Raw genomic sequence first — 13,474 nt, 5'->3', positions numbered from 1 at the left:
ATTCATGAAAGGGGGAATAGGAATATGAAAATCAGTCTAAAAAAGACAGATTTGTTTGTAGGAATTTACCTACTTTCTGCAGTTATGTTCTTTATTATTTCCATCCCTTCATGGTTGCTAGATTTTTTACTAGCCTTTAATTTAAGTGTTGCCTTAATTGTACTTTTTAATGCTCTTTTTGCTAAGGAAGTACTTGATATGGCCTCTTATCCAACAATTTTGCTTTTCACAACAATCTTTAGAATTGGCTTAAATGTATCATCAACTAAGCTGATTTTAAGAGATGGTGATGCAGGTAAGGTTGTTCTTACTTTCGGTCAATTCGTTGGTGGCGGTAACTTAGTAATTGGTATTATCATTTTCATAATTATCATTATCATTCAGTTCATAGTTATTAATAAGGGTTCTGAAAGAGTAGCAGAAGTAACAGCAAGATTCACTCTTGATGCTATGGCTGGTAAGCAGATGGCTATTGATTCAGACCTTAATACAGGTGCTATTACAGATAAAGAGGCAGCAGAGAAGAGAAAGAAATTACAGCAAGAGAATGCTTTCTTTGGTTCTATGGATGGTGCTACTAAGTATGTAAAGGGTGATGCAACCGCAGGTCTTATTATTACAGGTATCAACTTAGTTGGTGGTATTGTAATGGGTATGCTCTACAGTGGTCTATCAGTAAATGAGGCCCTAAATAAGTATACAATCCTTACTATTGGTGATGGTTTAAGTTCACAGATTCCATCCCTTCTTATTTCTTTGGCAACTGGTATTTTGGTAACTAAGGCAAGTTCTGATGGCGAGCTTGGTGATGAAATCGTCGGTCAATTATTTTCAATTGATAAGGTATTAATGATGGTTGGTGCAGCCCTTGTGGTTATGGGCCTTTTTACACCTCTACCAAATTATATCTATATTCCTTTGGGAATAGCATTAATTGTAGTTGGCAGAAGATTAAAGAAGAGAACTGGAGTAGAGGCAATAGAAGAGGAAGTAGAGGAAAGTGAGGCAGAAGCCCAAGAAATTCGAAAACCAGAAAATGTGGTAAATTTACTAAATGTAGATCCTATTGAATTGGAATTTGGTTATGGAATTATTCCCCTTGCTGATGTAAACCAAGGTGGTGATTTACTTGATAGAGTTGTAATGATTAGACGACAGGTGGCCCTAGAACTAGGTGCCGTTGTTCCGATTATTAGACTTAGGGATAATATTCAGCTAAATCCTAATCAGTATATAATTAAGATTAAGGGTATTCAGGTTTCAGATGGTGAGATTTTATTTGACCATTATATGGCTATGAATCCAGGCTATGTAGAAGAGGAAATCACAGGTATACCAACCTTTGAACCATCCTTCCATCTACCAGCTATTTGGATTACTGAAAGTCAGAGAGAAAGAGCAGAGTCTCTTGGTTATACAGTAGTAGATCCACCATCAATCATTGCTACACATCTTACAGAAATTATTAGACAACATATTGCTGAACTTCTTACAAGGCAAGATGTATCTAATCTTATTAATAACATTAAGGACAATAATCAGGCATTAATAGATGAATTAGTGCCAAAGCTACTTGGTATTGGTGAAATCCAAAAGGTTTTACAAAATCTTTTATCAGAGGGTATCTCTATTAGGGATTTAGTTACTATTTTTGAAACTCTAGCAGATCATGCATCTGTAACAAGAGATACAGATATATTAACGGAATATGTAAGACAAAGTTTAAAGAGAGCAATTTCCGGCAAGTATTTCCCATCAAATGAAACTACAAGTGTAGTTACTCTTGATCCAAATATTGAGCAGGAAATTATGAGCTCTGTTAAGAATACCGAGCAGGGGTCATATCTTTCTCTTGATCCTGAGAGAACTAAAAAGATTATGGCTTCTACAGGAAGTGAGTTAAAGAAATTAGAGGATATGGGAAAAAATCCAATAGTTATCACTTCACCAATTGTGAGATTATATTTTAAAAAGCTTGCAGTTGACTACTATAAGGACATAATAGTGATTTCCTATAATGAAGTGGAATCCAACGTAGAATTACAATCAGTGGGGATGGTGACAGCGTAAATGATAGTTAAGAAATTTCAAGCGCCAACAGAAAATGAGGCAATGAAAAAAGCTAAGGAGGAGCTTGGGGCCAATGCTGTGGTCCTAAATATTAAGTTTTTAAAGGCCAGAGGACTTTTTAGAATTTTCAAAAAGGACCAGGTGGAGATTACTGCGGCTCTTGAAGAGAAGGAATTTATAAAAAATGTAAACACAAGAAAACCAGAAATGAAGACGGTTGATCCTAAAAAATCTAATGACAATGCTTCTCTTGATTTAAGAGCTGATGAGGACATTGATTTAAATGATCCAAAAAGAATCGAGGAAAGACTAGATGCTCTTCAAAAACTTATGAAGGAATCTAGTGCTAATAACCAGAAACTAAGACAAGACAATCGCTTTGATTCTAAGAATAGAAAAAGCGAAATCTATAGAAATCCTGATATTATTTATGAGGATGAGGAAGAGGAAGTAAAAAAGAATACTAAGCTAGAAGCTAAAACAGAAGCTAAGCTAGAAGCGAAGACAGAAACTAAGACAGAAGCGAAGACAGAAAATAAGACAGAAAATAAGACAGAAGCTAAGACATTAGAGGCAGAACAAACAAAAACAAGTCCTATGGAAAACTCCTCTAATGATACATTTTTAAAGCTAATCCATAAAAAGCTAGTAGATAGCGAAGTGGATGAAAAGTATGTAGATGAAATTCTAGGAGAGATTGCCTTATCTATGCAAAAGGATTCTGACATTGATAGCATTCTTTCTGCAGTTTATCAAAAAATCATACTTAAGCTTGGGGAGGCTAGTCCGGTTAAACTTAATTCAAAGCCAAAGCTTGCCTTCTTTATTGGACCTACAGGAGTTGGAAAAACTACAACTATTGCCAAGATTGCATCTAAGTTTAAGCTTGAAAAATACGCAAAGGTTGCTTTTATAACTTCAGATACCTATAGAATTGCAGCGGTAGAGCAGCTAAATACCTATGCTTCAATTATTGACTGCCCTGTAGATGTAGTTTATGGACCAGAGGAGTTAAGGGAAAGCCTTGAAAGCTTTAAAAACTACGACTTAGTCTTAGTGGATACTGCAGGTAGATCTCATAAGTCTGAAGAACAGATGGAAGAGTTAAAACGATTACTTGAGGTAGCAACAGATTATAAGGAAGACTATGACCTTGATATTTATTTAACTCTTAGCGTTACTACAAAGTATAAGGACTTAGTTAATATCGCTAAGAAATATGATGACATAAAGGGCTGGAAAATCATTTTTACAAAGCTAGATGAAACTTGTTCTCTAGGCAACATTATTAATGTGAAAATGCTTACAAATGCCCCTTTATCTTATACAACGTCAGGACAAAATGTTCCTAATGATATTGAGCTTATTAATGAGCAATTTATTGCTAAACAGCTATTGGGAGGTAACACATAATGGATCAAGCCCAGACTTTACGCAATATAATAAAATTTCAAAATCAAAACTATCAGGCAAATGCTAGAGTAATAGCCGTAACTAGCGGTAAGGGTGGTGTAGGCAAGAGCAATGTCTCTATTAATCTTGCCATCCAGCTAGTAAATATGGGGAAGAAGGTTATTATTCTAGATGCCGATTTTGGCCTTGCTAATATCGAGGTAATGTTTGGGGTTATACCAAGGTATAACCTTAGTGACATTTTATATAAGGGCAAGGATATAAAGGAAATTATAACAAAGGGGCCTCTTGATATAGGTTTTATATCTGGTGGCTCTGGTATTGCTAAGCTCGTAAATCTTGACAGTGAGCAGATTAAGCGACTAGTTAATAAAATGAGCGAGCTTGAAAGTCTATGCGATGTAATAATTATTGATACAGGGGCTGGTATTGCAGATTCTGTTATGGAGTTTTTAGTGGCAAGCCCAGAGACCATTATTGTTACAACCCCTGAACCTACCTCTATTACAGATTCTTATGCCCTACTTAAATCTTTAAGTATGCATCCGCTCTTTAGCAATGAAAACTGTAAGATTAAGATGATTGCAAACCGCGTGGAATCTGAAAAGGAAGGGGAACTTTTATACGAAAAGCTTAATTTAGTAGTTTCTAAGTTCTTAGATATTGATGTGGAATATTTAGGTTTAATACCACAGGATAATAACGTAACTAAGGCGGTTATGAAGCAAAATCCTGTGTCTATTATTTATCCTAATTCCCCAGCGACTAAGGCTTTTGAAAATATAACTAAAAAGATAATTGACTCAAAAGATGAAATCCCTGTAGCTAAAAGGGGCATAAGAGGATATCTAAAAAATGTATTTGCTAAGATGTTATAAGTTCTATTTGCCTTAGCTTTTAAGAGGAAAACTGGAGGTGAGTGTATGCTTGATAATATTGTACTTGGAACAAAAATCGAATTACAAAAAAGAATGGATAGGTTTAGTTTGTCCCCACAATCAAAGAGAAGCTACATAAGTCAGGTGCTTGATTATTCTGAGGAGGATGAGGATGAGTTAGTTTGTGCTATGCCTATTTTTGAGGGCAGAATAATCCCACTTGAAGTCAACTCTGAATATGATGCTTTCTTTTATACAAGTAAAGGCATCTATAAGGCAGCAGTTAGCATTACAAGAAGAGCAAAAGAAAGAAATATCTATACAGTTAATCTAAAATTATTATCAAATCCAGAAAAATTTCAACGACGTGAATTTTATAGACTTGAATGCACAATTGAGGTGCAATATAGCCTCTTTAATGAAGAGGAAACTCAGTATTTTTTAAAACATTCAAAATTACCTAATAGCTTGCAAGCAAACCCCGTTAAGGCTATAATAGTAGATATAAGTGGCGGTGGAGTAAGAGTGTTTACTCAAGAACAATTAAATACTGGAAGTTTTATAATGCTTAACTTTCAACTATTTATTTCAGGGAAACTAAAGCAGTTTAATGTGGCAGGAAAGATAGTAATGTCCCTTGAAAGTCCTAATGTTAGTGATATATACGATACTAGAATAGAATTTAAGCGAATTGCTGATAATGAGAGAAGCGAGATAATAAAGTACATTTTTGAACAACAAAGGCAACTTCGTAATAAGGAAAGGGGATAGTCATGGCTAAAAAAATTTTGATTATTGATGACTCTGCACTCATGAGAAGGGTAATATCTGATATAATAAACGAAAGTAATGAGTACGAAGTCGCGGATTTAGCTAGAGATGGCTTGGAAGGTTTTGATAAAATTGTTTCAAATCCTAACTTGTATAGTGCAGTAATTCTAGATATTAATATGCCGAAGATGAATGGTATTGAACTACTAAAGAAGCTTCAGCAAAACCGTATTGATCAGACGGTTATAGTTGTTAGTACAGTCGCAAAGGAAGGTGCTAAGGAAACTATACAAGCCCTAGAATATGGAGCCTTTGATTTTGTTACAAAGCCAGAGAATTATCTTGAAACTAAAAGCGAAACATTTAAGAAAAAAATTCATGAGATGCTAGATGTTGCTACTAATACAAGGGCATCCCTTCAAAGAGTGGCAAGAGGCGCATCTTTTTCACCTTCAAGCAATACCAATACTAGAGATAATAAAGATACAAAAGTGGGATTATTATCAAAAGATAGACCTACTTCTAGCTTTCAAAGATCTAGAGAAGACGATACCTTTAAAGCTAGTAGGGTAACTTCTTCTCAGTATTCAGGTATTAAAAAGGGCAAGAGTAAGTTAATTGCTCTAGCCTGCTCAACAGGTGGACCTAAATCATTACAATCTGTAATACCAATGCTTCCAAAGAATTTGGACGCACCAATGGTTTTAGTTCAGCACATGCCAGCAGGATTTACAGCAAGCCTTGCAGCAAGACTTAACGAAATGAGCGAGCTTAATGTAAAAGAGGCAGCAGACGGTGATGTCATTACTAAAGGTAATGTCTATATTGCCCCTGGTGGTAAGCACATTAAGGTTATGAAGGAAGGTGCAAGCTACGTTATTAGACTTAACGAAGCACCTGCTATAGATGGACTTAGACCATGCGCCAATGTAATGTATGATTCCCTTCAAAATTCTAATTTTGATGAGATAACTTGCGTAGTGTTAACGGGAATGGGAGCTGATGGAACCAATGGCATAAAGGGCCTAGCAGCCAGCCATAAGAACATACATGTCATTGCACAGGATGAACAATCTTGCGTAGTTTATGGCATGCCAAAAGCACTAGCTTCAACAGGTTTAGTTAACGAGGTTGTACCTCTTAATAAGGTAGCTGAAGCAATAACTAAGAACGTGGGGGTATCTTAAATGGATGTAAGCCAGTATTTAGAGATATTTATTGATGAATCAAGTGAACATTTACAGTCTATTTCAGACGGCGTAATGGTCCTCGAGAAGGAACCAGACAATCAGGATACTATTAATGAAATTTTCCGTGCTGCTCACTCTCTTAAGGGTATGGCAGGTACAATGGGTTATAAGAGAATGCAGAACTTAACTCATGATATGGAAAATGTATTCTCTGAGGTTCGTAATGGCAATATCAGTGTTACATCTGATATGTGTGACGTTTTATTCCAGTGTATGGATGCACTTGAAAGCTATGTTGATAATATTCGTAATAACCAGGATGAAGGTACAGAGGATAACGAAGATATCATCAAGGCTTTAAATGCCTTCATTGAAGGAATTGGTGGTGACGGAAAGAAAGAAGCTAAAAAGGAAGAGCCAAAGGCTGAGGAAGCAAAGGAAGAGCCAAAGCAGGAAGAAGCTAAGGCAGCTAAATCAGATAATAATCAGCTTGAAGGCTTAACACTAGCAGACTTTGAAAGGTCAGCAGTAAATGAAGCCCTTGAAAAGAATATTAGCGTCTTTAATATTAAGGTAGAGGTTGAAGAGAGCTGTGTACTTAAGGCAGCTAGAGCCTTCTTAGTGTTTAAAAACTTAGAGGGCCACTGTGAAGTTATTAAGTCAGAACCTACTACTCAGGATATTGAAGATGAGAAATTTGAATTTGAATTTAGAATTCTTATTACAACAGAAGAGGAAATTGATTCTATTGTAAGCATCATTAAGAGCGTTTCTGAAATTAAGGATGCAACTCCAATTCAGGTAACAGATAAGCTTGATGAAGAAGAGGAAAAGCCAGAGGAGAAGCCAAAGGAAGAGAAGAAACCTGCGGCAAAGGAAACAAAGCCAGCTCCAAAGGAAGAGAAAAAGCCAGCAGCAAAAGAACCTGCAAAGGGTGGTGGCAAGCCTGTTTCTCATACAGTTAGAGTAGATATTGAAAAGTTAGATGTATTAATGAACCTTGTATCAGAACTTATCATTGCTAAGAATGGTTTAGTATCAGCTAGTAATGATGGTGAAAATGGTGGCATTAAATCTTCTAACTTTACAGAACAAATTGAATACTTAGAGAGAGTTACTACAAATCTTCATGAATCAGTTATGAAGGTTCGAATGATGCCTATTGAAAGTGTTATTTCTAAATTCCCTCGAATGGTTCGAGACTTATCAAAGAAGCTTGATAAGAAGATGGAATTATATATCACTGGTGAGGATACAGAACTTGACCGTACTGTAATTGATGAAATCGGCGATCCAATCATGCATATGATTAGAAACTCTGCCGATCACGGTCTTGAACCTACAGATGTTCGTATTGAAAGAGGTAAGCCAGAGGTAGGTACTATCGCTCTTAACGCCTTCCAGGAAGGTAATAACGTAGTTATTGAAGTTAAGGATGATGGTAATGGTATTGATACAGAAAGAGTTAAGGCTAAGGCTGTTGAAAAGGGTGCAATCACTCAGGAACAGGCTGATTCAATGACAGAAAAAGAAGCTGTTGACTTACTCTTTAGACCATCCTTCTCTACAGCAGAAAAAATCACAGATGTATCTGGTAGAGGTGTAGGTCTTGATGTAGTTAAGTCAAAGATTGAAGCCTTAGGTGGTGATGTTGAGGTTAAGACAGTTTATGGTCAGGGTTCAACATTTAGCATTAGACTTCCACTTACTCTTGCTATTATTCAGGCTTTAATGGTAAAGCTTGGCGAAGAAAAATATGCTATTTCCCTTGGTTCTATTGAAACCATTGAAGATATTGCAATTAGTGAAATTAAGTATGTACATGCCAAGGAAGTGATCCATTTAAGAGGATCAGTTATTCCTTTAATTAGATTAAGAGAACTTCTTGATGTTCCAGGTGAACCTGAAGAGTCAGATACAATCGTAGTTGTAATTGTACGTAAGGGTGATAAGCTTGCAGGACTTGTAGTAGATAGCTTAATTGGACAGATGGAAATCGTTATTAAATCACTTGGTAAGTATATCAGCATTAATAAGATGATTAGTGGTGCAACAATCCTTGGTGATGGTTCTGTAGCATTAATTATTGATGCTAATACATTAGTATAGGGGGTAACGGCTGTGGATAATGTTAATGCTATTGAAGATAAGAGCATGGAGAGTACAACTTCCGTGCAGTATATTGTAGTAAAAATTGGTAGCGAACAGTATGGTATCAATATTAATTATATTGACAACATCGTAAGAAGCGAACCAATTACAAGAGTTCCAAAAACTCAGACATATTATAAGGGGGTAATTAACCTTCGTGGTGAGATTATTCCTGTAATGAGTGTAAGAATTAAGCTTGGCCTTGAACCAGATGTATTTACAGATAAGACACGTTTTATCATTGTAAAGGTAGACGGTGCAACAATTGGTGTAATTGTTGATCAGGTTAAAGAAGTAGTTACACTTGATAATGACAGTATTGAAAAGGTTAACAAGGCTAACAATTCAGACGCTGCTGCTAACTATATTGATAGTATTGGCAAGAGTAATGGTGAATTAATTTCATTACTAGATATTGTTGGTTTAATTGTGGAGGCTAGTGAGAAGTAGCTAGAATGGTGGTATCATGTCCAAGATAAATTTAGAAGAACTTAGTGATATGCAATTTGATATATTAAAAGAAATCGGTAATATTGGCGCAGGCAATGCAACAACTGCCCTTGCAAAGATGTTACAGATGAAAATGGATATGTCAGTTCCTAAAGTAGCTCTCTTGCCCTTTAAGGATATATCCCAGTTGATTGGTTCTGAAGACCAAATAGTAGTGGGTATATTACTAGACATGGGGGGTGAAATTAACGGAATGATGATGTTTCTTTTTGATACAAAATCGGCTCATCATCTAGTTAATAAGCTTATGATGCAGGAAGACGTGGTAGATGATTATGCAACAGATTTTACAGAGATGGAAATGTCTGCAATTAGTGAAATTGGTAATATTGTATCCGGCTCTTATTTAACAGCCCTTGCAAGTCTTACTAATTTAAAGGTTCAGGCAAGCGTTCCTTCCCTTACAGTTGATATGATTGGAGCTTTAATGTCGGTACCTGCCTCAGAATTTGGTAAATATGGAGATAAGCTTCTATTAATCCAATCTCAGTTTGGAGAAGAGGGTTATGTAAATGGATACTTTATGTTAATTCCAGAGTTAGAATCTTATGACAAAATTTTATCAGCTCTTGGTATGTGAGTTTTTTAATCCAAATGTCCATTAGTAGTTTAGGATTACTATGGGCATTTGGATTGAATTTGAGTAGTGTATAAGGATTGACTATGAATATAAACAGTATGATTAAGGTCGGAATGGGCGATTTAAAAGCTTGTAAAAGCCCAGAAGTTTTGACTACCCTTGGCCTTGGTTCATGTGTAGGGGTGGCCCTATACGATCCGGTAACTAAGGTTAGTGGCCTTCTGCATTGCATGTTACCAGATAGTAAACAATTTAAAAATGCATCAAATGTTGCAAAATATGCGGATACCGGTTTGGTTGAATTAGTTAATCAAATGGAGAAACTAGGAGCTAATAAGACAAGATTAGTTGCAAAGATAGCCGGAGGTGCCCAGATGTTTTCAACTAATACCAATAACGAAAACTTAAAGGTAGGCCAAAGAAATGTAATGGCAGTCAAGATGAAGTTATCGGAGATGCGTATTAAATTACTAGCAGAAGACACAGGATTAAATTTTGGTAGAACAGTAGAATTTTATTCAGAAACAGGAAAGTATAAGATAAAGGCTGTGGGTAAACCAGAAAAGTTAATTTAGGCTAGTTTAGAGGTGACTATATGAGTAGATATAGAGTGGTGCCTGCAATAGTTACTTTACTTGCAGGTTTTATTACAAGCGTACTACTTATTTTAAACAAATACAGTTTAGAAAGTTTTGTCTGGATAGTGCTTCTTGTAATGGTTTGCTTCTTTGTTGCTAGCTGGCTTGTAGTTTATGCTCTTAATCGCCTAGCGGATAAGATGGAAGAAGAACAAAAAGAGGAAGAAAACATTGATCAAGACGAGGATATTCCTGATATTGATCTAGATAATATAGATAGTATTGAAGGGGTAGACGGCAAAGATTTTGATTATAGTAATTTTGGGGATGAATAAAGTAACTTATTAAAATGGGGGACATGTAAACATGGATGAAGCAGGCAGAAATAAACTTTGGCAAAGTTATATGACTAACAGGTCTAGCGAAACAAGAGACCAACTTATAATGGAATATGCTCAGTTGGTCAAACTTGTGGCCGGCAGAATGAACATGTACTTAGGTTACAACGTTGAATATGATGACTTAGTAGGTTATGGAATTTTTGGCCTAATTGATGCTATTGATAAGTTTGATTATGGTAAAAATGTAAAGTTTGAAACCTATGCAAGTTTAAGAATCAGGGGTGCAATTCTAGATCAAATTAGAAAAATGGATTGGATTCCTAGATCTTTGCGTCAAAAGCAAAAAAAGATAGATGCTGCTATGGCAAAGATTGAGGCAGAAACTGGCCATGTGGCAACGGATGAGGATATTGCTAAGGAATTAGGTATTTCAGAGGATGAATTACTAGAGTGGCAGGGTCAAACTAAGGCTACTAATCTCATTTCCTTAGATGAATATACAGAAGCTGGCAGCGAAGTAAAAATGGATAGCATCGGCAATTCTCACTTTGAACAGCCAGAAGAAGCTATTGAAAAAGAAGAATTAAAGCAGCTTATGGCAAAGGCAATTGAGAGTCTAACTGAAAAAGAAAGACTTGTAATTACCCTTTACTATTATGAAGAAATGACACTAAAGGAAATCAGTTTAACTCTTGAAGTATCCGAATCAAGAGTTTCACAGTTACATACCAAGGCTTTAATTAAGATGAAGGCATTACTTGGAGATTATGTATTCCCAATGTAGGCAAAAAGGAGCGGCTTATGATAGAAAAATGTAGAGTGGGCTATTTTCAATTTGAAAACAAGAGCGATGGCTTATATGTAAATGTGTACCCTCCTAAAGAGGAAACATTTTCACCCGCCAAAATTGACGATGCCATGTTTTATATTGATAAGAAGAAAATAAGCTGCGACATTGTAAAATTAGATGAAGCTATTAAAACAGGAGCATCAAAAGAGGTGTGCCAAAAGATTAGCGAGGAGTGCCCAAATCCAGTAGGAGAATTTGCAGATTATTACATTAATCCTGATGGAATGAGTGTGGAAGCTATCTTTTATCCACCTTTCGTTGGGGCTTCTTTTTTAGATTTAGAGGAAATAAAAAAGGATATTACATTTAAGGGCGTTAGGTCAGGTACTGATGAGGCAGCCATTAATGACTTTTTAGAAAATAAAGAGTACGGTAAGGTCTATGTGCTAGCTAAGGGTAAGGAGCCAAGACAGGGAACAGACGGCTTTATAGAATATAAATTTAATACAGATTTAAAGCCAAGGCCTAAGATTAATGAGGATGGAACGGTAGATTTTCATTCCCTTGAAAATCTTAATCATATAGAAAAAGGCGACGTGGTGGCTATTCTTCACCCAGAAGATAGGGGCGAGGAGGGTATTGATTGCCTTAATAGAAAGGTCAATCCAAGACCTGTAAAGCATGTGGTCTTTAGATATGGTAGAAACCTTGTGATTTCCGAGGATGGACTAAATCTTATCTCAAAGGTAAGTGGTCATGTAATGCTTGAAGGGGACAAAATTTTTGTATCAGACGTCCTTGAACTTGTGGATGTAGGTCCTCAAACCGGAGATATTGATTATGATGGAAATGTATTAATTAAAGGAAATGTACAAGCGGGCTTTAAGATTAAAGCTAGCGGGGATATAAGCGTTAGCGGACTTGTTGAAGGAGCTGAGGTTATTGCTGGTGGTACAATTACTCTTAATCGCGGTGTGCAGGGAAAGACAAAGGCAGTAATTAAGGCAGGTAAAAACATTGTAGCCAAGTTTTTAGAGTCTTGTGAGAGCGTATATGCCGGAGGAGATATTGAGGCGGATTCCATTTTGCATAGCAAGGTTATTGCTAAGGGAAAGATAACTGCTAATGGTAAAAATGGACTTATAATCGGAGGGGATGTTAGAGCCACTCTTTGCATCGAAGCCAAAAATATTGGAAATGAAATGGGTACAAATACCACAGTTGCCGTAGGCGTTGACCCTACTATGAAGAGGCGCCTAGAGGAATTAAAAAAGATTTTAAATGATCTAGGAAAAAATAAGATTCAGCTAAATCAGTTACTAGAAGCCCTAAGAAAAAAGCAACAGGCGGAAGGAAGTCTAGCTCCTGAAAAGCAGGAGATGATGACAAAGACCATGCGAAACGTAATTATGCTTGAACAAGAAATTGCTAAAAATAAAAAGGAATTTGAGGAATTAAGGCAGTCTATTGGGGAAGAGCAAAATGCCATAATTAGGGTAGCAGACGCGGCATATCCAGGAACCAAAATCGTCTTTGGAGATGTGTCCATGTTTGTAAAAAAGAAATATGATTTCTGCTCTTTTGTCAGGGATGGCGCAGAGGTTAGATTATCAGCATATTAGTTAATGGCTCTTGGGGATAAAATCTTCAAGAGCTATTGTTTGTTTTAAGAAATTATAGTATATTTAGACGTGTGCTATGATTGGAGGTTGTTATGGTAATTAAACCAGTAGAATTTGGAATGATACAACAGCAAAACCTAGTATCAAGTGAGCAGGCAGCAGAGAATAACAGACCTGTGGCTAATCAATCTAATATTCAGACAACTATAGAGCATAATGTGGAAGCTAAGGCAGAAACTGTAACTAACAAAGACGATACAGAATTAAATAGTGGAAGCTTTGATGCTAAGGAAAAAAGTAATAATGAATACGATAAGGACCGCGCCAAGGGTAAGAATAATAAGAAAAGCGATGGTCGCGTATTTATTAAAGGACAGGGAAGCACGGATTTTGATATTAAAATCTAATAAATTAATGGGAGGGTTATATGACAACCGTTAGTGTAACTTTAATTATTATTGGAATTATCTGTGTCGTATTAAGCATTGTGTTTAATTTTGACAAGGATAATAAGGAGAATCAGGGAGTTTCTTCTGAATTAACAAAAGAGCAGCAAGATAAATTAAGAAAGCAGATTAAT

The 13,474-nt window shown here is 36.2% G+C and carries 13 protein-coding genes; all 13 read left to right on the top strand.

The genetic code is table 11. The features are described 5' to 3' along the window. The first annotated feature begins 24 nt into the window (after window positions 1-24). Window positions 25-2,070 carry a flagellar biosynthesis protein FlhA gene (gene flhA / locus QVA17_RS08435; protein ID WP_287387870.1) on the top strand — a complete coding sequence of 682 codons (2,046 nt, stop codon included), beginning with the start codon at window positions 25-27 and terminating at the stop codon, window positions 2,068-2,070. Further along, window positions 2,071-3,483 (top strand): flagellar biosynthesis protein FlhF, encoded by a 1,413-nt coding sequence (gene flhF / locus QVA17_RS08430; RefSeq protein WP_287387867.1) that lies wholly within the window; start codon window positions 2,071-2,073, stop codon window positions 3,481-3,483. Then, window positions 3,483-4,361, top strand: a complete 879-nt coding sequence (locus QVA17_RS08425) for a MinD/ParA family protein (protein ID WP_027431338.1) — start codon at window positions 3,483-3,485, stop codon at window positions 4,359-4,361. The genes flhF and QVA17_RS08425 overlap by 1 nt, the downstream gene beginning before the upstream one ends. A 45-nt stretch (window positions 4,362-4,406) precedes the next feature. Beyond that, on the top strand, window positions 4,407-5,132 hold the full coding sequence (locus QVA17_RS08420; protein ID WP_287387864.1) for a flagellar brake protein: 726 nt from the start codon (window positions 4,407-4,409) through the stop codon (window positions 5,130-5,132). Window positions 5,133-5,134: 2 nt separating this feature from the next. Next, entirely contained in the window at window positions 5,135-6,319 is a 1,185-nt protein-coding gene (gene cheB / locus QVA17_RS08415; protein WP_287387861.1) for a chemotaxis-specific protein-glutamate methyltransferase CheB, read from the top strand. After that, entirely contained in the window at window positions 6,320-8,431 is a 2,112-nt protein-coding gene (locus QVA17_RS08410; protein WP_287387858.1) for a chemotaxis protein CheA, read from the top strand. Window positions 8,432-8,443: 12 nt separating this feature from the next. After that, window positions 8,444-8,923 (top strand): chemotaxis protein CheW, encoded by a 480-nt coding sequence (locus QVA17_RS08405; protein WP_330635171.1) that lies wholly within the window; start codon window positions 8,444-8,446, stop codon window positions 8,921-8,923. Between the two features lie 16 nt (window positions 8,924-8,939). Further along, a complete protein-coding gene (locus tag QVA17_RS08400; RefSeq protein WP_027431333.1) occupies window positions 8,940-9,563 on the top strand; it encodes a chemotaxis protein CheC in 624 nt (207 codons plus the stop codon). Between the two features lie 89 nt (window positions 9,564-9,652). Beyond that, window positions 9,653-10,138, top strand: a complete 486-nt coding sequence (locus QVA17_RS08395; protein ID WP_027431332.1) for a chemotaxis protein CheD — start codon at window positions 9,653-9,655, stop codon at window positions 10,136-10,138. 20 nt (window positions 10,139-10,158) lie between these two features. Then, window positions 10,159-10,476 (top strand): hypothetical protein, encoded by a 318-nt coding sequence (locus QVA17_RS08390; RefSeq protein WP_287387855.1) that lies wholly within the window; start codon window positions 10,159-10,161, stop codon window positions 10,474-10,476. 31 nt (window positions 10,477-10,507) lie between these two features. After that, a complete protein-coding gene (locus QVA17_RS08385; RefSeq protein WP_027431330.1) occupies window positions 10,508-11,266 on the top strand; it encodes a FliA/WhiG family RNA polymerase sigma factor in 759 nt (252 codons plus the stop codon). A 17-nt stretch (window positions 11,267-11,283) separates the two neighbouring features. Further along, window positions 11,284-12,894 (top strand): FapA family protein, encoded by a 1,611-nt coding sequence (locus tag QVA17_RS08380; protein ID WP_287387852.1) that lies wholly within the window; start codon window positions 11,284-11,286, stop codon window positions 12,892-12,894. A 92-nt stretch (window positions 12,895-12,986) separates the two neighbouring features. Continuing rightward, window positions 12,987-13,301, top strand: a complete 315-nt coding sequence (locus QVA17_RS08375) for a hypothetical protein (RefSeq protein ID WP_287387850.1) — start codon at window positions 12,987-12,989, stop codon at window positions 13,299-13,301. Window positions 13,302-13,474 lie beyond the last annotated feature (173 nt).

Source organism: Lachnospira sp., from assembly GCF_016290755.1.
Classification (GTDB): domain Bacteria; phylum Bacillota; class Clostridia; order Lachnospirales; family Lachnospiraceae; genus Lachnospira; species Lachnospira multipara.
The sequence above is the reverse complement of the archived record's forward strand: the minus strand, read 5'-3'. Positions and strand labels throughout refer to the sequence as shown.